21 protein-coding genes are annotated in these 24,607 nt (G+C 37.6%); 10 read left to right on the top strand and 11 right to left on the bottom strand.

Features of this window, described 5'->3' with window-relative positions; translation table 11 throughout:
- The first annotated feature begins 4 nt into the window (after positions 1-4).
- Complete coding sequence (locus ACYH9I_RS09850) at positions 5-94, top strand: IS3 family transposase (RefSeq protein ID WP_483560562.1); 90 nt, start codon at positions 5-7, stop codon at positions 92-94.
- Positions 95-454: 360 nt separating this feature from the next.
- Here the strand turns inward: ACYH9I_RS09850 and ACYH9I_RS09845 are convergent, their stop codons facing one another.
- Together ACYH9I_RS09845 and ACYH9I_RS09840 are read right to left on the bottom strand one after the other, a co-directional pair.
- Positions 455-757, bottom strand: a complete 303-nt coding sequence (locus ACYH9I_RS09845) for a hypothetical protein (RefSeq protein WP_483560559.1) — start codon at positions 755-757, stop codon at positions 455-457.
- A 42-nt stretch (positions 758-799) separates the two neighbouring features.
- Positions 800-2,587, bottom strand: a complete 1,788-nt coding sequence (locus ACYH9I_RS09840; RefSeq protein ID WP_483560561.1) for an SLC13 family permease — start codon at positions 2,585-2,587, stop codon at positions 800-802.
- 339 nt (positions 2,588-2,926) lie between these two features.
- Between ACYH9I_RS09840 and ACYH9I_RS09835 the strand changes: the two genes are divergently transcribed.
- On the top strand, positions 2,927-4,648 hold the full coding sequence (locus ACYH9I_RS09835) for a thiamine pyrophosphate-dependent enzyme (RefSeq protein WP_483560558.1): 1,722 nt from the start codon (positions 2,927-2,929) through the stop codon (positions 4,646-4,648).
- Between the two features lie 45 nt (positions 4,649-4,693).
- Here the strand turns inward: ACYH9I_RS09835 and edd are convergent, their stop codons facing one another.
- The 6 genes from edd to ACYH9I_RS09805 form a co-directional block, all read right to left on the bottom strand.
- The gene (gene edd, locus ACYH9I_RS09830; protein WP_483560557.1) at positions 4,694-6,499 is read right to left on the bottom strand and encodes a phosphogluconate dehydratase; all 1,806 of its coding nucleotides are present in this window, start codon (positions 6,497-6,499) and stop codon (positions 4,694-4,696) included.
- A 55-nt stretch (positions 6,500-6,554) separates the two neighbouring features.
- Positions 6,555-7,082 (bottom strand): gluconokinase, GntK/IdnK-type, encoded by a 528-nt coding sequence (locus ACYH9I_RS09825; protein ID WP_091348480.1) that lies wholly within the window; start codon positions 7,080-7,082, stop codon positions 6,555-6,557.
- Positions 7,083-7,452: 370 nt separating this feature from the next.
- A complete protein-coding gene (gene agp, locus ACYH9I_RS09820; RefSeq protein WP_483560556.1) occupies positions 7,453-8,712 on the bottom strand; it encodes a bifunctional glucose-1-phosphatase/inositol phosphatase in 1,260 nt (419 codons plus the stop codon).
- A 434-nt stretch (positions 8,713-9,146) separates the two neighbouring features.
- Positions 9,147-10,307: an ABC transporter permease gene (locus ACYH9I_RS09815; RefSeq protein WP_483560555.1), complete on the bottom strand. Its 1,161-nt coding sequence runs from the start codon at positions 10,305-10,307 to the stop codon at positions 9,147-9,149.
- Positions 10,304-11,416 carry an HlyD family secretion protein gene (locus tag ACYH9I_RS09810; RefSeq protein ID WP_483560554.1) on the bottom strand — a complete coding sequence of 371 codons (1,113 nt, stop codon included), beginning with the start codon at positions 11,414-11,416 and terminating at the stop codon, positions 10,304-10,306. The genes ACYH9I_RS09815 and ACYH9I_RS09810 overlap by 4 nt, the downstream gene beginning before the upstream one ends.
- 74 nt (positions 11,417-11,490) lie before the next feature.
- Positions 11,491-11,988, bottom strand: a complete 498-nt coding sequence (locus ACYH9I_RS09805; RefSeq protein WP_483560553.1) for a MarR family winged helix-turn-helix transcriptional regulator — start codon at positions 11,986-11,988, stop codon at positions 11,491-11,493.
- Positions 11,989-12,279: 291 nt separating this feature from the next.
- On the opposite strand from ACYH9I_RS09805, the gene nirB reads away from it, so the two are divergent.
- The 4 genes from nirB (at position 12,280) to cysG (ending at position 17,540) form a co-directional block, all read left to right on the top strand.
- Entirely contained in the window at positions 12,280-14,802 is a 2,523-nt protein-coding gene (gene nirB / locus ACYH9I_RS09800) for a nitrite reductase large subunit NirB (protein ID WP_483560552.1), read from the top strand.
- Position 14,803: 1 nt separating this feature from the next.
- Positions 14,804-15,136: a nitrite reductase small subunit NirD gene (gene nirD / locus ACYH9I_RS09795; protein WP_174797938.1), complete on the top strand. Its 333-nt coding sequence runs from the start codon at positions 14,804-14,806 to the stop codon at positions 15,134-15,136.
- A gap of 27 nt (positions 15,137-15,163) precedes the next feature.
- Entirely contained in the window at positions 15,164-15,934 is a 771-nt protein-coding gene (gene nirC, locus ACYH9I_RS09790; RefSeq protein WP_174797939.1) for a nitrite transporter NirC, read from the top strand.
- Positions 15,935-16,166: 232 nt separating this feature from the next.
- Positions 16,167-17,540, top strand: a complete 1,374-nt coding sequence (cysG, locus tag ACYH9I_RS09785) for a siroheme synthase CysG (protein ID WP_483560551.1) — start codon at positions 16,167-16,169, stop codon at positions 17,538-17,540.
- Between the two features lie 179 nt (positions 17,541-17,719).
- Here cysG and ACYH9I_RS09780 read toward each other — a convergent pair whose 3' ends face one another.
- The 3 genes from ACYH9I_RS09780 to narX all read right to left on the bottom strand — a co-directional run bounded on the left by ACYH9I_RS09780 (position 17,720) and on the right by narX (position 21,391).
- Positions 17,720-18,742: a DUF4272 domain-containing protein gene (locus ACYH9I_RS09780; protein WP_483560550.1), complete on the bottom strand. Its 1,023-nt coding sequence runs from the start codon at positions 18,740-18,742 to the stop codon at positions 17,720-17,722.
- Positions 18,743-18,932: 190 nt separating this feature from the next.
- Positions 18,933-19,586 carry a two-component system response regulator NarL gene (narL, locus tag ACYH9I_RS09775; protein ID WP_483560549.1) on the bottom strand — a complete coding sequence of 218 codons (654 nt, stop codon included), beginning with the start codon at positions 19,584-19,586 and terminating at the stop codon, positions 18,933-18,935.
- Positions 19,574-21,391, bottom strand: coding sequence for a nitrate/nitrite two-component system sensor histidine kinase NarX (gene narX / locus ACYH9I_RS09770; RefSeq protein ID WP_483560548.1), 1,818 nt, complete (start codon positions 21,389-21,391; stop codon positions 19,574-19,576). Before narX ends, narL begins: the two co-directional genes overlap by 13 nt.
- A 231-nt stretch (positions 21,392-21,622) precedes the next feature.
- On the opposite strand from narX, the gene rplU reads away from it, so the two are divergent.
- The 4 genes from rplU (at position 21,623) to cgtA (ending at position 24,427) form a co-directional block, all read left to right on the top strand.
- Positions 21,623-21,931: a 50S ribosomal protein L21 gene (rplU, locus tag ACYH9I_RS09765; protein ID WP_025314436.1), complete on the top strand. Its 309-nt coding sequence runs from the start codon at positions 21,623-21,625 to the stop codon at positions 21,929-21,931.
- Between the two features lie 15 nt (positions 21,932-21,946).
- Complete coding sequence (gene rpmA / locus ACYH9I_RS09760) at positions 21,947-22,207, top strand: 50S ribosomal protein L27 (protein ID WP_034915250.1); 261 nt, start codon at positions 21,947-21,949, stop codon at positions 22,205-22,207.
- Positions 22,208-22,295: 88 nt separating this feature from the next.
- Positions 22,296-23,261: a DMT family transporter gene (locus tag ACYH9I_RS09755; protein WP_483560547.1), complete on the top strand. Its 966-nt coding sequence runs from the start codon at positions 22,296-22,298 to the stop codon at positions 23,259-23,261.
- Entirely contained in the window at positions 23,261-24,427 is a 1,167-nt protein-coding gene (cgtA, locus tag ACYH9I_RS09750) for an Obg family GTPase CgtA (protein WP_483560546.1), read from the top strand. The genes ACYH9I_RS09755 and cgtA overlap by 1 nt, the downstream gene beginning before the upstream one ends.
- Positions 24,428-24,607: the final 180 nt, after the last annotated feature.

The following is a 24,607-nucleotide window of genomic DNA, read 5'->3' as shown; positions in this document are numbered from 1 at the left end:
ATATATCCATTATTATAATCATAGAAGAATTAAATTAAGCTTGGACAAAAAGAGTCCTGTTCAATATCGGGAGTATTATTTTCCAGCAGCTTAGTTTTTTTGTACAACTTTTGGGGTGCAGTTCATTAATTCCCTGACTCGGACGTGGTCACTGCGGCTATTTTGTTCACTATAGGTCAAAACGTCCGAAACCTCTGCACAATTTATTCTATTCACCAAAACAAAAAAGGCCTGATTTTCCGCCAAAAATCGGTCAGGAAAGGTATTGATTTTATTAAAGTTTTTCTAGCTATTTTTTAACAAAAACCGCCTCACAAAAACATCAGAATGTGCCGACAACCGCGCGAGGTCAGCACGCCAAACAGGGATATTTTGTCCTGAACCAAACTATCGTTGACAAATTAATCACAACAGCGATATTGCCATCATTATAGTTTAAATTGGTGAGTGAAAATTACAAAGGTAAACTACGTTTAATCATACATTGTTGATAAACTTCAAAAGCTTTTTGATTTAATTTCATACCATACATATAAAGAATGCCGTAGCATAAAAATGCCAAAAAAACACTATCTTTGTATTTTTTAAACATATTATAGTGTTGTATCAATATTTCATCACTTATTCTATCTAATTTTACTTGCTTTATAATTACGTAACATAACAATCGAATAAATAAGCCTAAGAAAGTCAACAGTCCGATAATTAATGCAGCAAAAACTGCAAGTCCCATAATAGTTTGTAAAAAATTGATCATTTTTTAATTCTCTTATTTTTCAATCATTATCATAGCTAGGCTTTAAAACGGGAAAAACACCGGCACTAAAGCAATATCCACCGCCATAACCAAAAACGTTAACGGCACGCCAATTTTAACAAAATCCCCAAAACTATATCCACCCGGTGCAACCACCATGGTTTTAATTGGTGATGATACAGGGGTAATAAATGAGGCGGAGGTGGCAATGGCAACCGTCATGGCAAATGGGTAGGGCGAGTAACCAAATTTTAGTGCTAAATCAATGGCGATTGGCGCAATTAAAATAGCGGTTGCGGTATTAGATATAAATAATCCAATTGTTGAACATAATAAGAAAATAAATGTCAGCACCATATAGGGGCCGAACGAGGATAGGTGAACTTCAAGCCAAGCGGATATGAGCGAAATTCCACCCGTTTTATTGAGAGCGAGTGCAAAAGGCATCATGCCAATAATTAAAATTAAGGTGGGCCAGTGTATGGATTTATAAGCGTTAGTCATGTCAATGCAACGCGTGGCGCCCATAAGTAAGCAGGCAATTAAGGCCGCAACTACGTTGGGTACAATGCCGGTAACCATTAAGGTTATCATTATAGCTAAGTTGATTAATGCTGCCGGCGCTTGGCTGCTTGCTGGCGCTATGTCGTCAATGTCTGCTGGGTAGTCTAATACAACAAAATCATTGGTGCGAGTTTGTAATTTTTGAATCGATCCCCAATCACCACAGACTAATAATGTGTCGCTCATTTCTAAACGTTCTTGGAATAGGTTGTTGGTTTCAACTGGAGCGTGATTACGCCATATGCCGATGACTGTTAGGAAGTATTTCCCTCTGAAATCGATTTCGTTAAGTGTTTTGCCACACAGTGTTGATTCTGGTAGTAGAGCGACTTCGGCCATGCCGACTTGTTTTACTTGTTCCGAAAAATACTCACCACGCAATATTTTGGGTTCAAGGTTATTGGTGGTTAAAAAAGTACGGTAATCGGCTTCGGAGTGTGACATGTCTAGCAGTAATATGTCATTTTCACGAAATTCGGTTGAGCCATTAACAGAAATTAATACTTTGTGAAATTTGCGCCAACGTTCAATACCAATAACATTTACGCCATGCTTGCTACGTAAATGTAAGCCATCGATAGTGCGTCCAACAAAAGGCGAGCCTGCTAGTATTTGTGCTCGATGGGCACGGCCAATTAATTTGTAGTCGCGAATAAGGTCGGTAATTTTGCGTCTTTGCGGTTGGGTGTTGTTTGGGGTGATTTGTTCGGCAGTGAGTAGCCAATTGCGTGTTAGTAGGCAATAAGTCACACCAACAATTAGAACACCAATGCCAATCGGCGTAATCGAGAAGAAGCTGAACTCAGTTAATGCCGAGCGGTTTAATTCACTATTAACAACTAGGTTTGGCGCCGTTGCGACTAATGTCATCATGCCGCTAATGAGTGCTGCTATGCATAGTGGCATCATTAATTTTTTGACGTGAATACCTGTATGATTTGCAATGCTAATGGCAACGGGGATAAAGATGGCAACAACGCCTGTTGAGCTCATTATTGAACCTAGTAAGGCGGCGCCTAGCATGATGCAGGTGATGATGCGTATGTCGTTTTTGCCCGCGATTTTTAATATGTATTCGCTCATTTTGTATGATATGCCGGTTCTGACAAGGCTTTCGCCAATAACAAAGAGTAGCGCAATTAAAATGATGTTGGGATCGCTAAATCCTGATAGTGCTTCGGTAGGGGTTAATACGCCTGTGATGGTGATTGCCGTGATGGTGAGTAGGGCGATAATGTCCATTCTTAATTTGCTGAATGAAAACATTAAAATGGCTATTAATAATAATAAGCAAACGGTAATCAGTGGGTAGTATTCAATAAAGTCATTCGGTAAGAATTGTGTAATTGATGATACTAAATTATGCTCAGGTGACAAATGTTCCACAAAAAGTAGCTCTATAAATGCCGATTAGATTTTGGACATAATACCTTGATTTATTGCAATAGGGAATATTTTTGCATTAAGTTTATATGACAAAATTTGTTCTATTATGACATTTTTAACATTTTTTGCTGTTTTTTTTATCGCCTATTCGCATTATGGGAAAGTAGGTGTAATTTAAGTAATTTAAATTATTTAACCCGTAATTTTTTAGGAGAAAGTATGTCGTCAAAAAAAACCGTTGCACAAATAATTGTTGATGTTTTGTCCGAAGCTGGTGTTAAACATTGTTATGGTATTGTTGGTGATACCTTGAATTATATTACTTCTTCTATTAAAAAAAGTAATATCGAATGGGTGCATGTCCGCCATGAAGAGGTTGGCGCTTTTGCAGCAGGAGCAGAAGCATATTTAACTGATCAAATTACGGCTTGTGCCGGTTCGTGTGGTCCGGGAAGTTTGCATTTTATTAATGGTATTTACGAAGCTCAACGTAATAAAGTGCCGGTTATTTTATTGGCAAGTCAGCTAGTGACTTCACAAAAAGGTACTGATTTTCCGCAAGAAGTCGATTTTGAATCTATTTATAAAAACTGTTCTGTATTTTGTCAGGAAATCAATGATCCTACTCAAGCAAGACAAATAACGACAGCCGCAGTTCAAGCCGCAATTAATCAACGCGGTGTGGCAGTTTTAGTGATACCTTATAATATTAGTTTAGTTAAGGTTGAGGATAATAGCGGGCATAAGATTTATCACCCTAAACCGGTTATTCGTCCATCTAATGAAGAACTTAATCAAATTGCTGAAATACTTAATAAAAATCAAAACATCGCTATTTTTGCTGGGCAAGGTGTTTGTGAAGCTCATGATGAACTTGTTGGGCTTGCAGAAAAATTAAAATCGCCTATTGTGCATACCTCTAGAGGTAAGGATTTTGTTGAATATGATAATCCGTATAATGTGGGGATGACGGGGATGTTTGGTATGGAGTCGGGAACGACGGCGATTAAAGAATGTGATGTACTGCTTATGTTAGGTGCTGATTTTGCATGGTCGCAGTTTTATCCAGATAAAGCCACTATTATTCAAGTTGATATTGATGCGACCCATCTAGGACGACGTCATCCTGTGAGTGTTGGGGTTGTCGGTAGCAGTAAACCAACGTTGGCAGCTTTAATTCCTTTAGTTGATGAAAAAAAAGATAGTCGTTTTTTAGAAAAATGCCGTGAATTGTATACCAAATCGATGAATAAATTGAATAAGAAAGCAGTGCCTTCGCAAACAACAATTCATCCTCAATATTTAACTGAGCTTGTTGATAAATATGCAGCAGAAGATGCCGTGCTCTGTGCCGATGTCGGTTCCGCTATGGTTTGGGCTTGTCGACATTTTAATACCAATGGAAAAAGGCGCACAGTAATTAGCTTAAAACATGGCACAATGGCAAATGCAATGCCACAAGCATTAGGTGTTCAAAAAGCATTTCCTAATCGGCAAGTTATTACTTTATCAGGTGATGGGGGTATTAGTATGTTGATGGGTGACTTGTTAACCACAATTCAAGAAAAGTTGCCAATCAAAATTATTGTGCTTAATAATAGTTCTCTCAACTTTGTCGAATTGGAGCAGAAATCTGAAGGGTTGGTTGATCACTATACCGATTTACAAAATCCTAATTTTGCCAAAGTTGCCGAATCCATGGGACTATTTGCCATAAGAGTTGATAGCTCTGATTTACTTGAGGAGGCGATGCAATCATTTTTATCACACTCCGGCCCTGCCTTGTTAGATGTGAAAACCAGCTCTAATGAGTTAGTCATGCCTCCTGAAATTCTACCATCGCAAGTTATGGGGATGGCTCTTTATAGCGTAAAAGCTTCATTACACGGAAAAATGGGGGATGTTGTTAATTTGTTGGTAGATAATTTTATCAAGAAGTAATTTATACTTAAGATCTCTGCCGCTATATGCGGCAGAGTGTTGGTACTAGAAGCTGACAGCGCCTTCTTCTGCTGAGGTTAAATTTTCACGGATAATAGTGAAAAGTTCACGTCCACAACCTTGATGAGAATCGGTGAGATCAAATGGGGCTGGTTGGCGTTTGGTTAGTTCTGCTTCGTCGACAAGTAGTGTGATTTCGCCAGTTTGTCCATTAACGCGGATCATGTCGCCGTCTTGGACTTTACTTAATAAACCACCATCATAAGCTTCTGGTGTGACATGGATAGCCGCCGGCACTTTGCCTGACGCGCCCGATAGTCGACCATCGGTTAATAAGGCAACTTTGTAACCTTTATCTTGTAGTACGCCTAGCGGTGTGATTAGTTTATGTAATTCTGGCATGCCAATGGCTTTGGGGCCTTGATAGCGTACAACAACTACGCAGTCTTTATCTAATTTGCCCGCTTTATATTCAGCATCTAAATCGTATTGGCTATTGAAAATAACGGCTGGGGCTTCGATAATTTGGTGCTCTGGCGCGATAGCCGATGTTTTCATTACCGCTCGCCCAAGGTTGCCTGACATGACTTTTAGCCCACCATGTGAGTTAAATGGTTTGTTTATTGAAGCAATGACGTTTTCGTCTAATGATTTGGTTGGACCTTCGCGGAAAACAAGTTGGCCATTTTCTAATATTGGTTCTTTGGTATAGCGGCTTAGGCCGTGTCCTGCAACTGTTTCAACATCTTCATGTAGTAAACCACCAGCCAATAATTCCCTCACTAATAAAGCTGTGCCACCAGCTGCTTGGAAGTAGTTGATGTCGGCGGGACCATTTGGGTAAATTCGACAAAGTAGTGGTACGGCGGTTGACAGGTCTGAGATATCATCCCAATTAATAATAATTCCTGCCGCTTTTGCCATCGCGACTATATGCATCGTTAAATTGGTTGACCCACCAGTTGCGAGTAATGCAACGAGTCCATTGACGATGACCTTTTCGTCCACCATTTTGCCAACAGGCATGTAATTACCTGATTGTTGGGTTAAGCGAGTAATTTGTTTGGCCGCTGCATTGGTTAATTCAAAGCGCAATGCGGTTTCTGGATGAACAAATGCAGCACCGGGTAAATGTAACCCCATCAATTCAATTACCATTTGGTTACTGTTGGCGGTGCCATAAAAGGTACAAGTTCCGCTTGTGTGATACGAGGCTGATTCTGATTCTAACAAATCTTCACGCGTTGCTTTACCTTCTGAATAAAGCTGGCGAATTCGGACTTTTTCTTTATTCGCTAATCCTGATGGCATGGGGCCTGCAGGTATGAAAATGGCAGGTAAATGTCCAAAGGTTAATGCGCCGACAAATAATCCCGGTACGATTTTGTCGCAAATGCCAAGGTATAAAGCGCCATCAAACATATTGTGTGAAAGACCAACTGCAACAGACATGGCAATGATGTCTCGGCTCATTAATGACAGCTCCATTCCGGGTTCACCTTGGGTAACCCCATCGCACATTGCAGGTACCCCTCCCGCCATTTGTCCAACCGCGCCCACTTCGTGCAGTACTTTGCGGATTTGTTCAGGGTAAAATTCGTAAGGTTTGTGCGCTGAAAGCATGTCGTTGTAAGAGCTGATGATGCCAATGTTGCTTTTTAGTATATTTTTTAGATCGTTTTTGTCATCAATACAACAAGCGGCAAAACCATGGGCCAAATTACTACAAGGCAAACTGGCGCGGGTGACTTTGTTGCTTATTGCCCTTTCTATTTTTTGTAAATAAGCTTCGCGTGATGCTTTTGAACGTTCAATAATTCGTTTTGTTACAGCTTGGACAGTTGAATTCACATTGACCTCTTCTTTGTTTTCTTTGTTCGCTTAAGTTTTATTTTATTTGTTTTTTTTAGCAATGGCATGTTGCGCGTATTACTTGCTCAGTATCATGCACAACGTCTTTTAATGGTTGTTCAATGTTGATGTTGTAGACATCTTTCTCATCGGCTGTTGGCTCTTCAAGTGTATCAAATTGCGATTGAAGCATGCCTGTTTTTTGGTAGTGGCCTGTGCGTTTCGCTAGGCGTTCAGCGATGACATCGAAACTGCCTTTTAAATAAATAAAATGTACGTTTTCATTTTCACCACGGATAATATCCCGATATTTTCGCTTTAACGCCGAGCAGATAATAATCGAAACATCGTTAACATTACTCATGGCAAATGCGGCATTGCTGATTAAGTTAAGCCAAGGCATTCGATCTTCATCATTTAAAGGTGTGCCACTGCGCATTTTTAAAATATTGGCTTTAGGATGTAAAAAATCGCCATCTAAAAATGCGGCATCTAAGTTATAAGCCACTTGTTTGGCTACCGCTGATTTACCACAACCCGATACACCCATTAATACAAAAACTTGTTTGTTTTTTTTCGTCATTGCAGTTCCTTCGTATACCTTTATCTGTTACGGGTAACATTTTTGCACGTTAATCTTTTTTTGCAATTGAAAAAAGTTTTTTTTGTGATCTGGATCAGATTTTATTTTTAATTCTTAAATAGATAGTGTTTTATCAATTATGATTGATGCCTCGTATTATCCATTTGAGGCTGATGTTTCTTTAGTTTTATATGGCGCATCGAGTATTCCCAAAAAAATGGTTAAGCAATCGATTCCTTTATTTAATCTCCTAATTTTACAAAGGCAATTTTGTTTGATTTAAGTAATAAGAAATAATTTGTACTGCCTAGATTCATAGTAAGCATTGAAATCACAATCAAGTATGGCTTACTATGAACGGTTTTATTCTTTATTTAGTGATATCTCCCATAATTTGTTTAAATGTTGAAAAAGAACAAAACCCCTTCGCATTAGTTGGGCAGTTTGTCATGGTTAGCGTAACTTTTTGTGGTGGATTATTACGATTTAATGGTGATAAATTGCGAATTTGTTCAGTGGATTGGTAAAAGTATTCTATTTTCATTAAATTCTCACCACTACGATTGTCGCGCCATTTTTGAAATACGACTTTACCTCCTATCGGTGTGGTTTCAAATTGATTAGGTAAGTTATAGGATTGAATTTGCATAGCGGAAAATAACGAAGCAATATTGGAATCGTGCCCCACTAAAAGAGTGAATTTAGCTGTCTCTCCATTGTCAGTAAAAGCGTGATTAATATAATTAACTAAATTTGCAGAAACATGTTTTGCCACGGTAGGTGAGCCAAATAGTACGGTATTATAATGCTCTTTAATAGCAACAAGTTGTTTAAACTGTTGCTCATCTTTTATTTTACCCCAAGCAACTTTTTTTAAAGGTGTTCCTTCATAATATTGTAAAATGAAGGCATCGGCAATGGATGTGCCGGTACGCAGTGGCCCAGTAATACCTGGTTCTTTTCCTTTTTCTATTATTAACTCTGTTGGTAAATCAATAAAGTCACACTGTTTGTCAGTGATGCAATTAGTTGATTTTTGATAATCAATTATCTTAGCCATATTTTGATATGCGTTGTTAAGTTTTTTATTTAAACCTGTAATACCATTTACATCCGCATTTTGGTTAATTGAAGCAATAGCAGCTTGCTTAAATTCAACACTATCATCTCTAATTACAGGGGAAAATAAGGGATCCATTTGACCAAGTTTTTCTTTATGAATGATCGGTAAAATACATCCAGGGTAGGCACCAACAATAAAAAATTGCCCTGTTGCAATCGTTCGTTGAAGACTATTAGTATAAATATAAATATCTTTTTCGTTTGGACAGTTATCGGCGGTTAATAATTTATTATCGGCTAACCACTGACTAAAATAGTGGCCAAAATAGCTTTCTAATGCTCCTCCTCGTGTCGTTAAATAACTGGCTGGCGTATCCCACTGTGGCCATTGATTGGGTGTGATTTTCCCTAGAGTACTTGTTGGACTAGCTAACGGAGCACGTAAACCATGGCGACTAAAAACCACGACTTGCTCTAGGGTGTAATCTTCATGATTATCTGTTGCATATGTTGAAAATGATACAATACATGCTAAACCGAATATCCCTTTTAATACTGTTTTTTTCATATGTTTTCCTCTGAATTATATAGATGATGATTTTATTGATGAAATGCTTAATTTTTTCTTTTTTATGATAATTGTTGTCAGCACAATGTTTTATAAGAATAAAAACTGGTTCTTGGTATTCGAGTTTTAATTGGATTATGCAAGAACGGGTTTCTTTATTTTTTGTAAAAAGATAATCCTTGATAAGAAGAAAAGAAATGAAATTTTATGCTATAAGTGATGGTGCTCACAAATTTTACCCTTTATGAGCAAGATAGTTGAAATTTACAGTCATTTAAACTAGAAACATAATGGGGTTTATGCTGAATTAAGTATGGTGAGTGAATTAGGCTTTTTTAATATAGATAATTGTATCGATTATTTTGTTTCGAGCGAAGGTATTGCATTGTTTTTTAATAATGCTTAAAACGCTCGAAACTAAAACTGCCAATAAATTATGATGCATTAGCTGTCTTTTTTACTCGTTCAACAAACATCATCACCACAAAAGCAATAACCGTTAAATAGATGATGTAAGCCCCATAAGTTGCTAACATATCAATCAGTGAACGCCCTCGCATGGCAAAATCACGGAAAAATCGAAATAACCAAACTAATGGAAACGCGTGGCTAACGTAGTATGTCCAAATAGGCATAATACCCACTGCCATTGTTGATCCTCCCATAATAAACCCAGGCGGAACTAAAAAGATCATTCTGCCCGCGCCTTCGCCCGGATTATTTGTTGTCCAAGAAAGTAAAAAGGCTAACCAACCAAAGGCAAGTCCTGTCATAAATACACTCGGCACAAAAGCAAAATAGTTACCTTCAAAACGTAGTTGCCCAAATATTACTAGTATAGCGGTAATAAGGGTTAATGCGGTTGTGTAAAATAGCGCATAAGGAATCGTTCTTGCTAATAAAGATAAGAAGCCTCTTTCTATGGCCATTTGCCACATACCAGTAACTTTTAATCGGCCAATAATCATCAATGAAGTTAACCCGTAAGTTAATGATGAGAAAAAGTAAACAAAATAAATAATTGTCGAAATTGTCGATGAACTTGCCGGATTAAACAGGTAACGTGTTTTTAGTTGCATGGGTGATAAGGTTGCTTCAATGCCTTCTTTACCAAGCCCTAATGCAGCAATTTTACCAACACTCAGTTCGGCACCTAATTCAGGAATATATTCGTTAAGGCTTTGTAGTACTTTGGCATTTTGTGCATCATTGGTGTCATCAGCAAAATAACCTAGGCGGACGGTTTGATCGCCTTTTTTTAGGCTTTTTTCTAAGCCTTTAGGAATATATAAAACACCTAAATTACGGTCGTGTGAAACTAACGTTATCGGGTTTACTGGCGATCTTATCACTTCCGTTACTTCAATATAAGGTGACGTATTGACTTTACTAATTAATTCGGTCGAATAATTTGATCCGTCAAGATCAATCACCGCAATTTTACCTTCAAATACGGCTCCGTGACTTAATACGATTGAAAATACCAGTGAAATAATTGCCGCTAAGCCAAGTGAAACTTTATAATAAGGGATAAAGTGACCTGACAACATGGCGTCAAGTTCTTCGAGCATAGATTTAATGATGTTTTGCATCATTGATCCACCTCAAGTGTCATTCCGGTTAATAATTTTGGAATCGATTCTATATAAATTCTAACTTGATAAGAGGTTAGATCGGCTTGGCCGCGTTCTCGTGTCATACGTAAATCGGCAAATGATGGCGCAGCGGTGGCAAAGCGGACTTTACCTTTTACTTCTTTATTCAGCGCAATCACATTAGCGGTGACAGTTGTGTCAGGTTGATAATCATTTACCATTTTTTCATTCACATAAATGTCGATATATTTACGGTTAGTCTCTAACAATACTGCGGGTGCGCCGTTTGGTACTATTTCGCCATCTTCAAACATCAGTTTTAATATTTTTCCATCTTCAGGTGCTCTTAACGTTAGTCGTTCATAATTGAGTTGTAACTGTTTTAATTCAGCTTCACCTTGCGCAAGTTGTGCTTTAAGCTGTGCTAATTGATTTTGGCGATTTTGGAGTTTTTGCCGAGCAATTAAGATGGACTTTAATGTCATGCCGGTTGCATTTTGCGTTTGTTCAAATTGGCTTATTTGTTCTGGTGTTGCGCCAATCATTAAAGTCGATAATTGACTTTCAATTTGCACAACTTGCATTTTGGCATTAATAAATGCATTACGTGCATTATCAAGTTGTGACTGTGAGTTGCCACCTGTTTTTCGTAATTGGGTTTGGCGATCAAATTCCGTCTTCGCTAAATTTTGAGCAGATTTTGCTGCTTCTAAATTGGCTTGTACTTCTTCAATTTTGCGCCAAGTTGTTAATTCTGAAAGGTTAGTCTCGTTTTCCGTAATTTCAATGGTTGCTTGTTCTTGATTGACTGCTGCTTTTTGACTATCAACTAAAGCTTGTAAGCGATCGATAGCCAGCTTGGTATCGATATCTTCTAATTGCATTAACCGATCACCTTTTTTTACCATTTGTGACTCTTGCACAAATCGTTGGGTGACTTTTCCGCCGACATTTTGAAAGGCAATATTAATTTCGTCAGCCGTTAATACGCCAGATTTAATGCTTTTGGCAACAGATACCGCATCATTTCTTGAACCTACAAAAATTAAAAATGAGCCAAACATTAGCAGAAGTAAAAAGATAACAGGAATTTTGACATTTTTTTTCATATATAGCTTATTTTCCATTTATTTAGTCAGCTAACTATTTAAGTAAAAAGAATGACTTTAATGATTAAAGTCCGTTATTTTCGTAATAATTTGCGCAACATTGCGATTAAAGACTCTTGCTCTTGCGAGTTTAGCACCTGCGCAAAAGCGCGAATCGATTTAAGGTGGTTGGGTAATGCCTCTTGAATCAGCCTTTCACCTGCATCTGTTAAAGTGATTAGGCGAGAACGTCCATCTTCACCACTTTTTGTCATCGAGATTAAAGGCTCTGGAGATGCCAGCATTCGCTTAACCATGACAGATACCGTCGCCGGTGTTACGCCAATGCGCAAAGCAAGATCGCTGGCACAGGTTTCACCTTCTGAAAACAGTGACATCAATAAGGCAAATTTCCCCTCAGAAACGCCGTAATCTTTATCTAATTGTGCATAGATATTCGCGCGAATGAGATCGGCGGTTGTGATTAAACTTAAAACCAGATCAACACCAGAAACTTCAACAATATCATTATTAAATCTTTGTGCACGTGCTAAGGTTTCACGTGAAGGAAGCTTTCTTGAATTGTAATTCAATTATCATTACTCAATTTATTTAGTCGGCTAATTATAATCGTTTAATTATTGTTGGCAACTTTTTTAACGGTTTTTTGTCGATTTGCTGGGTAATTAAGTCGGATATTTTGATAGGCATTTTTGATTTTTATCTATTTTTAAACAAGCCTTATCCTCAAATTATGGCTTCAACAATCACTCTTACTACTAAAGTGGTAATCCTTGAGGGTAGTTATATTCTGTACCAAGTTTCATACAATGTTATCAAAATAAAATTAAATCATTAAATTAAAATAAAATTGGAGTTTTTGTATGAGTAAAACCAATCTCGTTATTATTGGTAATGGGATGGTTGGGCATCGTTTTGTTGAAGAATTAATCGATAAAATGCAGTCCAATCAATTCAATATTACTATTTTTTGTGAAGAGCCGCGTCTTGCCTATGATCGGGTGCATCTTTCTTCTTATTTTTCTGGTCATACTGCCGAAGCGCTTTCTTTGGTTCGCGAAGGATTATACGAAGAGAATAATATTAAGGTTTTACTTAATGAACGGGTTATTTTAATCAATCGTCAGCGTAAGGAGGTGCATTCTCAACAAGGGCGAATTGTTGCTTATGATAAATTGATTATTGCGACCGGATCTTATCCTTGGGTGCCGCCGATTAAAGGTGCTGAGGGCTTGGATTGTTTTGTTTACCGTACGATTGAAGATCTTGATGCCATTCGAGAATGTGCGAAGCGTTGTAAAAAAGGTGCTGTTGTGGGTGGTGGGTTGCTAGGGCTTGAAGCTGCTGGCGCTTTGAAGAACTTAGGTATGGAAACGCACGTGGTTGAGTTTGCCCCAGTGCTTATGGCTGAACAGCTTGATGTGCAAGGCGGAGAACAATTACGTCGTAAAATTGAGGAGATGGGGGTCGGGGTTCACACCAGTAAAAATACCCAAGAAATAATTCATACGCCTGAAGGTAAAATCATGCAATTTGCAGATGGTTCTTCACTTGAAATCGATTTTATTGTTTTTTCAACCGGCATTAGAGCAAACGATAAATTAGCTCAACAATGCGAGTTAGAAATCGGTCCTCGTGGTGGGATTGTGATTAATGATTATTGCCAAACATCGGATTCTGATATTTATGCTATTGGTGAATGCGCTTGTTGGCAAAGCAAGGTTTTTGGTTTGGTTGCACCCGGCTATAAAATGGCTCAGATTGCTTTAGCGCATTTAATGGGGCAAGCCGATAAATTTGAAGGCGCCGATATGAGCGCTAAGCTAAAACTGATGGGTGTCGATGTTGGCAGTATTGGTGATGCTAAAGCGAAAACAGTGGGAAGTCGTAGTTATGTTTACTTAGATGAGACAGCGCCAGTTTATAAAAAATTAGTTGTTTCGGGTGATAATAAAAAACTCTTGGGTGCGGTATTGGTCGGCGATACGTCGGATTATAGTAATTTATTACAATTAATGCTTAATGATATGGATCTCCCCGAACACCCAGATACGTTGATATTACCAGCACATGCAGGCGCAAAGCCGACTATGGGTGTTGATGCGCTTCCCGATTCAGCACAAATTTGTTCTTGTTTTGATGTGACTAAAGAAAAAATTATCCATGCGATTAATGCAGGTTGTCATACAGTTGCAGCCATTAAGGCAGAAACAAAAGCTGGAACGGGATGTGGTGGCTGTATCCCACTTGTTACGCAAATTCTTAATTTGGAATTAGCTAAACAAGGGATCGAGGTCAGCGATGCCTTATGTGAACACTTTAAATACTCGCGCCAAGAGTTATATCATTTAATTCGTGTTGGAGGCTTAAAGTCGTTTGATGAAGTGATTAAAAAACATGGTAATGGCTACGGTTGTGAGGTTTGTAAACCCACGGTTGGATCGTTATTAGCTTCATGTTGGAATGATTATATTCTTAAAGATAATTTGATTCCTTTGCAAGATAGTAATGATATTTTCTTAGGTAATATTCAAAAAAATGGCACTTATTCTGTGATTCCCCGTAGTGCAGGTGGCGAAATTACACCAGAAGGATTAATTGCCATTGGTCAAATCGCTAAAAAATATCAACTCTATTCTAAAATTACCGGATCACAGCGTATTGGTCTATTTGGCGCACAAAAAGATGATCTGCCGGCTATTTGGAAGGAGCTTGTTGAGGCGGGTTTTGAGAGTGGCTATGCTTATGCTAAAGCGTTAAGAATGGCAAAAACCTGTGTGGGTAGCACTTGGTGTCGATTTGGTGTAGGCGATAGTGTGGGATTGGGGGTAGAACTCGAAAACCGCTATAAAGGTATTCGTGCACCACATAAATTTAAACTGGGTGTATCTGGTTGTACGCGTGAATGTGCCGAAGCTCAAGGTAAAGACATTGGGGTGATTGCCACTGAAAAGGGATGGAATCTTTATGTTTGCGGTAACGGGGGAATGAAGCCTCGTCACGCTGATTTACTTGCTGCGGATCTCGATAAAAACACACTAATTCAATTTATTGACCGTTTTTTGATGTTCTATATTCGTACTGCAGATAAATTACAGCGAACGTCAGTTTGGCTTGAAAATCTAGAAGGTGGTATTGATTATTTACGCAGTGTCATTATAGACGATAAGTTAGGTGTTAATGCAGAGCTAGAAAGTGAGATGGCGCGCTTACGTAAATTAATGGTATGCGAATGGAAAGAAACGGTTGAAAATAATGCAAACCAAATTCGATTTGCGCACTTTATTAACAGCAGCAAACGTGATGAGAATGTCCAAATTGTACCTGAACGCGATCAGCATCGACCAGCTACAGCCGAAGAACGTAAAGTAATGTTAGGGGAATAATATGAGTCAATGGATAACTATTTGTAAACTTGATGATATTTTGCCAGGCACTGGCGTTTGTGCTCTTGTCGGTAATGATCATGTTGCTATCTTCCGTCCTTATAATAATGCTGAGCTTTATGCGATTAGTAATATTGATCCTTTTGCTAAGGCAAGTGTTTTATCTCGTGGCATTATTGCGGAGCATGAAAATCAGTTATGGGTGGCAAGCCCGCTGAAAAAACAACGTTTTCGTTTAAAAGATGGCTATTGTTTTGAAGATGAACAATACTCGATCGCTCATTATGAAGTCATCGTCAATGATGATGGGATGGTACAAGTAAAGTCGCACTAAACCTATTTTTAAAAGGATAAAGTTGTTATGTATACTGAAACGATTAATAAATGTGCAGCCAATGCTGCGCGCATTGTTCGTTTGGCAAAAACGAATCCATTTGGTTTTTGGGTAAGTTCTGCTATGGCTGGGGCTTATGTAGGGCTTGGTATTATTTTAATTTTTACTCTAGGAAATCTCGTTGATCCTGCAATGAGACCGTTAGTTATGGGAGCAACGTTTGGTATTGCATTAACGTTGGTTGTTATAGCCGGATCGGAATTATTTACTGGGCATACCATGTTTTTAACGCTTGGTGTTAAATGCAAAAAAATTACCCATGGCCAAATGTGGTTGGTATTACCGCAAACATGGTTAGGTAATTTATTAGGATCAATTTTTGTAGCTGCATTGTATTGTTATGCTGCAACACCTTTATTATCCACAGATACCAGCTTGGTTCACGCCGCAGCTTTAGCCAAAACATCGGCTACGGCGTCCGCATTATTTTTTAGAGGCGTGTTATGTAACTGGTTAGTTTGTTTAGCAATTTGGATGGCTAATCGAGTTGAAGGCTCGGCAAAATTTATTGCTATCTGGTGGTGTTTATTAGCATTTATCGCTTGTGGTTATGAACACTCGGTTGCAAATATGACCTTATTTGCACTTTCGTGGTTTGGTCATCATAGTGATGCTTACACATTAACAGGAATTGGTTATAATTTGTTATGGGTCTCATTAGGAAATCTTGTTTCTGGTGCGTTATTTATGGGGCTAGGATACTGGTATTCAACGCCGAAAGCAGAGCGCCCAGCATAACGATTTAATTAACGAGATGTTATTACCATAATCAACCTAGGGGGGGAATGATAGTGAATAATTCCCCTTCTTTTAAAAAGCGCTAAATTGTTTAGTCTTCTATTTTGTTTTCATTGCTATTAGTGATACAAAATAACGGTGCGATTAAAAATAGGATAAGCAATAACATTCTATTATTAGAGGCTAGGTGTTGATAAATTTTTAAACAGAGAGTGTTCTATTTTGAGGTGCTATGGATTATTTTCCCCTATTTTGTAAGTTAGAAAACCGTGATTGCTTATTAGTCGGTGGTGGTGAAGTCGCTGAACGTAAAGCGCGATTATTGCTTGAAGCAGGTGCTCGCCTGACGGTAAATGCGCAAACATTTAATGAACAATTTATGTGTTGGCATGAGCAAAAGCAACTTACCCTAGCTCAAGGGGAATTTGATGCTGAATTACTTGATAATAAGTGGTTAGTCATTGCTGCGACAGATTGCCAAGAGACTAATCAAAAAGTAAGTATGGAGGCTGAAAAACGATGTATTTTTTGTAATGTTGTAGATGCTCCTAAAGCGGCAAGTTTTATTATGCCTTCGATTATTGATCGTTCTCCTATTATGGTTGCCGTCTCTTCGGAAGGGCATGCCCCTGTTTTGGCCAGATTATTGCGCGAAAAACTAGAGTCTATATTACCCCAACATTTAGGTAAATTAGCTAAATATGCTGGTTATTTACGCGATAAAGTTAAACTAACCTACCAAACAATGACAGAACGACGACGTTTTTGGGAAAGACTATTTTCGCATGATAGATTAGCTCAAGCGCTTGCTAATAGTGATTCTGATGATGTTGAAAAACTCACGAATGAGTTATTTGATACATCACTTGATGCTCGTGGTGAAGTCGTTTTAGTTGGCGCTGGGCCTGGTGATGCGGGATTATTGACACTAAAAGGATTACAACAGATCCAACAAGCGGATATTATTGTCTATGATCGATTGGTCTCAGATGACATTATGAATCTTGCTCGTCGAGATGCTAAGCGTGTATTTGTTGGTAAACGCGCAGGATTTCATTGTGTACCGCAAGAGCAAATAAACCAGATTCTTTTACAACAAGCGCAAAAAGGTAAGCGTGTTGTACGCCTAAAAGGCGGAGACCCCTTTATTTTTGGTCGTGGCGGTGAAGAACTTGAAACATTATTTAATGCTGATATTCCTTTTTCTGTCGTCCCGGGAATTACAGCCGCTTCGGGTTGCTCTGCCTATAGCGGAATCCCATTAACGCATCGAGATTATGCCCATAGTGTGCGTTTAATCACTGGTCATTTAAAGGATGGTAGTCGTCTTGATTGGCAAAGCCTAGCAGCTGAAAAACAAACGTTAGTGTTTTACATGGGATTGTCACAAGCTGAAAATATTGAAAAACAATTAATTAAGCATGGTATGAATGCAAATACGCCGGTAGCCATTGTTGAAGAAGGCACTACGACAAATCAAAAAGTAGTATCGGGCTTATTATGTGATTTAGCGCAATTATCTTTGCGGGCTTGTAGCCCAAGTTTAATTATTATTGGACCTGTTGTTGCATTACGTGAAAAGCTCAGTTGGTTTTCTGAACATTAATTGGAATAGGCAGGTTAGTTTTAGTTGTGCACAATTCTACGATTGTATTTTTTCGCCACTTATAAAAGGTTCAGTTATTCACTTTAAAAAATGGCTAATGAAATGAATCATTAGCCAATGAGTAAAGTATCTATCAATTTAATATGGGCATGATGCCTGCTAAATAATAAGACAAAATATCAGGTCGGGGTATCGACATCATCCCAATCCGCATTTTCAAAGCAAGTTAACCAATTTAATGCATAATGGCGTTCTTGAATAACATCACTTATAATCGATGCGGGGGGGTGCTTATCATTCATTCGAAAATCTGTGGTTATCCAATGTAAGCGGTAGTGCAAATCTAAAGCATCTAACAATTCACTAACAGGTCTTAAGGTCACTGTAGAAATGTCTTGCCCACTATGTTGCATTCCTTCGTCAACTAGCGATGAAACATTACAGATCGTATCAGCAAAAGGGAGCTCAGATTGCCAATTGATTGCCCATTGTAAAGGTAATAATGCTTCGTATTTCCAAGACATATCGATGACATCTTGCTCCGTTGGCTGCTCGCTATAAATAAAGTCACGTTCATTATTTGATAAAGCTGCAAACCCCGTTGGGCAACGCTCTTTAAATTCCATCGGATTAATCGGATCATTTTCTCGAAAGCTTTCGGCTTGAATGCCTGTTAACATTATCGCTAAAGCACGTTTAGCTACTTCTTCAGGTGTTCTAAGTATTACTTCGGATTCGGCAATAACCGGTGGTAAATGTGTCGGCGTATGCAATCCCAATTTGGCTAAATACTGCTCAGTTTTTGTTTTGCGCTTTAATGCTTCTGGTGGGTAAGGGATAACTGCATCTAAATCAATATCACCATCGGGATATTGCAATACTTCTCCATCAGGATTACGAATAGTTCCATCCGGTATCAATATAATGGCATTTGCCTGCCAGCCCCAAGTGGTAAACTCACTAAAATTATCTTCTTCAATCTCAAAGGCAAATTGATGTTTAACTCGTTGGATATGGCGATACAAAGCATAACGATGTGAATTCATCTGCCCATCTCCCGCTTGCATGACATAACCGATAAAACCATCAAGGTGTTTCATCAACTCAGAATCATCTAATCCGCGATGATATAAACGTTCACAAGGAAAATCAATGGCTGGTGGATGAGTGACTGTAGAATAAGCATTAATCAATATTGGCATTTCAAATATTCCTATTTCAGATTTTGTGTGTTTTATGGTTATAAATAGCGGATATCTTTTCGTCAAATTCTATTATAAGTCATCGTATCTTTCTAGCTTTGAATGCCATGCTTCATTTTTGTGTGTTGTGATTACCTTATTAAAGGCAAAGTATGATGATTTATCTATTTTTATTTTTCAATGAATAATTTTATTCCTTACCTTGTAAATACCATACTGTCATTTCCATTCGGGATTTAAAATTGAGTTTTTTGAATATACTTTTGATATGTACTTTAACTGTGCTTTCTACGATACCAAGTTCTTTTGCGATCAGTTTGTTTGATAATCCTTGGACTAATAAATTAAAAATTTCATTCTCTCTTGGTGTTAACAAGCTGACATCATGTATTTGCTTTGTGGTTGGTTGTATATTATGACGCATGTAATTAAGGATGATATGTGAAATAGCATTATCCATAATGAGCTTGCCGACCGAAATATCCTTTAGTGATGTTAAAAAGTCCTCTGGCTCCATATCTTTTAATAAATAGCCATCAGCACCGGTTTTTAGTGCGGTGATAATATCTTCTTTCGCATCTGATACCGTAAATATAATGATACGGCTAGAGATGTTTCTTTCTCGTAAATAGCGTAATATTTCTAGTCCATTAATATCTTGCATATTGATATCGAGCAGAATAATATCAGGATCAAGCTCTTCTGCTAGTTTTATGCCTTCTATACCAGAGCCTGTTTCACCCACAATTTCAAAATGGTTTACTGTATTAATTAACTGTTTTACACCATTTCTTAACATTGGGTGATCATCAATAAGAAGTATTGAACTGTTTATTTGTTCCATTTTTTTCTCATCTGCAATGGAATGGTTTTGTTCGCTTTGAATGTTACCACAATTTGTGTTCCTTGGTTGGGGTTACTATCTATTGCTAAATTACCATTTAGTATTTCGACTCTATCACGCATAATAATTAGACCATAATGATTATCTTTTTTTAAATCGTTTTGTAAACCAATGCCGTCATCTTTTATGCAAATAGAGATGATTTGGTTATCATCTATTTTTAAACTCACTGTGACATGTGAAGCTTTAGCATGTTTGTATATATTATTAAGCCCTTCCCTAATTACTTGTAATAAATGAAAAGCATATTTACTATTGATAATATTAAGTGGCAAGTGGTATTCAAACTGAATATTGAATTGTAATTTTTGATTAAATTCTTCAATTAATTCTATTAAGCTTGCATAAAAGCCTGTTTGATTAAGGCGTAAGTGAAAAGAGGTAATCAATTCTCTTAACTGAGAATAGCTGATATTGATCTCTTTGCGCATAGTTGCTAATAAATCAATACTGTTTTGAGATGTTAAATCTGACTGCATTTGTAAGCAGCTAAGGTGTATTTTTAAACAAGATAGTGATTGAGCGATGGAGTCATGTAGCTCTCTGGCCATGGCTGAGCGTTCTTTCATTAATAAATATTGCTTTTGTTGTTCTGTTTTTCTTTCTAGCTTCATTGCAGTGGTCATTTGCTCAATTAGTCCCATAATTAAGTTTTCTTGCTCATCGGTTAATATGATCTCTTCTGACTGTAAAGCGAATAATATCCCATATTTTTCGTCATCCTCTTGAAGATACCAATGACGTTGAAAACCATTTTTTTGATCAGGTTTTGATGAGATCAAACATGCACTGCAAGTGGGATTTTGGCAATAGGATAATTTTTGTTCATTATCATAACTGATTTGTTGGTAATGCTTAGGATCATCGGATTCATAAAAGCGAATTTGAAATTGAGTTAATGGGACTAATTCTTCCAGCTCGCGTAATATTTTTAAAAAACGTTCACATAATGGTTCTGAAGTATGTAGTTGCTTGGTTGCTTTATATTGAAAGGAAACGATCTTATTGGTTTGTTGTAGTTTAGCGGTTTTTTCCGCAACTTGTTGTTCTAGCAATAAATATTGTGACTCGATCTGAGTTGACATTTTATTGAAAGCCAGTCCTAGTAGATCAAATTCATTCTTTTTGGCTTTAATATCAAAACGTACCTTAAAATTGTGGTTCGAAATAGCTTCGGCCATATCAATTAGTTTTTTCCATGGAGCAAGAAGACAGTAACGTAAATAGTAGATCTGAGCGATAAGAAATAGAGCAATGATAACAATAAATAATTGTTGTATTTGGGAAATATGTTGAATTTTTTTCTCGGTATTTTGATCAATTTTATGCACTAAATCATTAATACGAACAACATAATTTTCAATGTCATTTTTTATATCATCCATTTTTTGTGCTTGCTTTATTTTAGTGGTAAGTCGAGTTTGCCAATCAGTTTCTAACTGATTAAATTCATTCATTAAGCCGTAGCGTTTTAAGAGCATGAGATGCTGCTTGGATGAAGAAATATCCATAAAAATGTTCAAGTGGCTATAGTCTTTTTCATTAATGGGAATCATGGTAAGCAGTTGGTAGTTCTTCATTCTCAGTAAACCTAATTGATTAACCATATATGTCCCACCTTTTGCATCATTGGCTACCTGAATTGAGAACGATAAGGCGACTAAAGCAATAGAGCCTAAAAAAAACATTAATAGCGTTAAACGATTAATAATTGATGCGCTGTAGCCAATTTTTCTTTTCGACATATAAACACTCAACATTATTTTATAATTTTATTTTAGATAAATAGTAATTTATGATTATTGTAGCCTGAAAAGAGTATACCTCTGATCTTTTTTGCAACTTTTTGCGATCTTTTGGCAAACAGCGCTTGCAACGAGGATAAATTTTGCGTAAAATTCACGCCCTATAAGATTAATCGTGCAGACATATATGTTTAATCAAGTAATCGTCTGCTTTTTATTGCGGAGTTAAGTATGTACGCAGTTTTCCAAAGTGGTGGTAAACAACACCGAGTTAGCGAAGGACAAGTCGTTCGCTTGGAAAAAATTGAAGTCGAAACAGGTGCAGAAGTTGTTTTCGATAAAGTTTTAATGGTAGCAAATGGTGAAGACATCAAAGTTGGTGCTCCGTTTGTTGAAGGTGCAACAATTAAAGCAGAAATTGTTGAGCACGGTCGTGGTGACAAAGTGAAAATTGTTAAATTCCGTCGTCGTAAACACTATCGTAAACAACAAGGTCACCGTCAGTGGTTCACTGATGTGAAGATCACTGCAATCGCTTAATAGGAGTATCGAACAATGGCACATAAGAAGGCTGGTGGTTCATCACGTAATGGTCGTGATTCCCAAAGTAAACGTTTAGGTGTTAAACGTTATGGTAGTCAAGAAGTTCTTGCTGGTAATATTCTAGTTCGTCAACGTGGAACTCAATTCCACCCAGGAACTAATGTAGGTTGTGGTCGTGACCATACTCTATTTGCCTTAATCGATGGACAAGTAAAGTTTGAAGTTAAAGGACCTAAAAACCGTCGTTATGTTAGCGTAGTTGCTAATAGCTAATTTAAAAGCGGTTCAAAAGTTATAGAAGCCTCACAGTTATTGTGGGGCTTTTTTCATTTCTTGAAATTTATATAAAATTGATGGCGATATGATAAAACGGCAAAATGTTAAATTAGGTTTTGCACTTGCCATGTTAACTGCAGTGATGTGGGGCATTGTGCCAATTGCAATTAAATATGCGCTAGTGGTTGTTGATCCATTGACATTAGCTTGGTCGCGATTGGCTATTTCTGCTCTTGGTATTACTATCTGGCTGGCTTATAAAAGGCAATTCCCTAATTTAATGATGTTTAAAAAACGTCGTCGCTTTATTTTATTGATGATTGCTGGGTTTGGGTTGTTGGGTAATTTTGCATTATTTGCAAGTGCTGTTCAGTATCTTTCTGCCACAACCTCTCAGGTAGTTGCGCAAACTGGCATTGTGATATTTATGATTTCAAGTGCTTTTATTTTTAAAGAGCGACTAAGACCGACTCAGATTATTGGTATTTTAGTATTACTTACAGGGCTTGCACTATTTTTTAATAAAAATATTGTCGACCTTTTTTCTAATATGTCTGCGTATGGTATTGGTGTTTGGCTTGGCTTATTGGCTTCGGTATCGTGGGCTTGTTATGCACTTGCTCAAAAAGTGCTATTACGAAAATTGCGTGCAGAACAATTACTTTGGTTAATCTACCTTATTTGCACTGTATTTTTGTTACCTTTTACCTCACCAAGTAAAATGGCAAATGCTGATGCAACCCAACTATTTGCTATCATATTTTGTGGTTTGAATACCATTATTGCCTACGGGGCGTTAGTGATGGCAATGGAGCGGTGGCAAGCTGCACAAGTGAGTGCAATAACAACCTTAACACCATTATTTGCACTGATCTTTTCAGATTTGTTCGCATTGATTTGGCCTGAAAAGTTTGCTATGCAATATTTAAATATTTTAGGTTATATTGGCGCAGTGTCTGTTGTTGCGGGCGCAATGTTTGCGACCATTGGGCATTACCTTTGGCATCCAAGAAAAGGCTGGCTAATTAACCGCAATAAAGGGGAAGAATAATGAAATTTGTTGATGAAGCATCAATTCGAGTTGAAGCAGGAGATGGTGGCAACGGTTGTGTGGGTTTTCGCAGAGAAAAGTATATACCCAAAGGTGGCCCTGATGGTGGCGATGGTGGTGATGGTGGTGATGTCTTTTTTATTGCTGATGAGAATTTAAATACACTTGTTGATTTCCAGTTTGAAAAAAATTATCGCGCAGAACGAGGTCAAAATGGACAAGGTTCTGATTGTACAGGAAAACGCGGTCGAGATATTACCGTTAAAGTACCTGTGGGAACACGCATCACGGATAAATATACTGGTGAAATTATTGGTGATTTAACGCGTCATCAACAAAAAGTGTTAGTTGCCAAAGGCGGATTTCACGGTTTAGGTAATGCGCGTTTTAAATCTTCAGTGAATCGTGCACCAAGGCAAAAAACCGATGGTACTCCAGGTGAAAAACGTGATGTATTATTAGAATTATTATTGCTTGCTGATGTTGGCATGTTAGGCTTGCCTAATGCCGGTAAGTCAACATTTATTCGTGCAGTTTCGGCTGCTAAACCGAAAGTTGCCGATTATCCATTTACGACTTTAGTGCCTAGTTTGGGGGTTGTTCGAATGGATAATGAGCAAAGTTTTGTTGTTGCTGATATCCCTGGTTTGATAGAGGGGGCATCAGATGGAGCAGGACTTGGTATTCGTTTTTTAAAACACCTTGAGCGTTGTCGTGTTTTAGTTCATTTAATTGATATGGCACCAGTGGATGAATCAGATCCGATAGAAAATGCTAAAGTAATTATTCAAGAAGTTCAACAATACAGCGAAAAATTAGCGAATAAACCGCGCTGGTTAGTATTTAATAAAATGGATGTATTAGGGCCCGAGGAAAGCGCTAAACGCGCGGCTGAAATTGCTAAGGCGCTTGACTGGCAGGATAAATATTATGTTATTTCTGCCATTAATCAAGAAGGCGTAAAAGCGTTATGCTGGGATTTAATGGAATATATCAATGCTCATCCACGTGAAGCCGAACAAGAAGAATCATCACCTGAAACAGTTGAATTTATGTGGGATGATTATCATCAACAAGCAATGGAAGAAGCTTTTGAGGATGACGATGATTTTGATGATTGGGATGAAAGTGATGAAGAGGGCGTAGAGTTTATTTATCAAAAATAATTAGTATTACGGTCTTTTTATCTGAATTTAGCTATTGTGTAAAATTGTTTTATAAAAGCAGAAAAGCAATCTTCTGCTTATTTTTGTTATTTTTTATCGAGTTGAATATAAAACTAGTTTTATGAAATAAGTGAGTAAGGTATTTATTTTCATTTAATTTAAGAAAGCCGAAAAAATGCT

The sequence above is a fragment of the Gilliamella sp. X-23 genome (genome assembly GCF_057063545.1).
This window is presented reverse-complemented; position numbering and strand designations above follow the sequence as displayed.